The sequence below is a fragment of the Planosporangium thailandense genome, assembly GCF_011947195.1.
In the GTDB taxonomy this organism is placed as follows: domain Bacteria; phylum Actinomycetota; class Actinomycetes; order Mycobacteriales; family Micromonosporaceae; genus Planosporangium; species Planosporangium thailandense.
The window spans coordinates 1-407 of the sequence record NZ_JAATVY010000103.1 but is presented as its reverse complement, the minus strand read 5'-3'; the positions used below and the strand labels follow the sequence as shown (position 1 = coordinate 407).

At 70.5% G+C, this 407-nt stretch carries 1 protein-coding gene; it reads right to left on the bottom strand.

The genetic code is table 11. The features are described 5' to 3' along the window. Positions 1-407, bottom strand: a 407-nt coding sequence (locus HC031_RS32325; RefSeq protein WP_167929250.1) for a condensation domain-containing protein, incomplete at both ends; no start/stop codon positions are given.

Below are 407 nucleotides of genomic sequence, written 5' to 3'. Positions count from 1 at the left end.
ATCCGTCAGTACCTGGAACAGGCTCCAGCCGTCGAGCAGGACATGGTGGAACGTCCACACCACCTGCACCTCGGTAGCCGACAGCCGCGCCAGCGTCAGCCGCATCAACGGCGCCGTCGCCAGATTCATGGCTTCGGCGCGGTCCCGGGCGCGCAGCAGCCGTAGCTCCTCCGGGCGTCCAGTCTCAGAGAGGTGACTCCAGTCGAGGTAGGTGATGGGTACGCGGGCCTCCCGCTGCACCACCTGGAGCGGTTCAGCGACCTCCCCCCACGCGATGCGGCTGCGCAGGACCGGGGTGGCGTCGACGACGTGCTGCCACGCCGCGCCGAGCACCCGCGGGTCGGGCACCCCGTCGAGCACGAACGCCGCCTGCTCCAGGTAGACGCCCTGATCCCCCTGGGACAGGC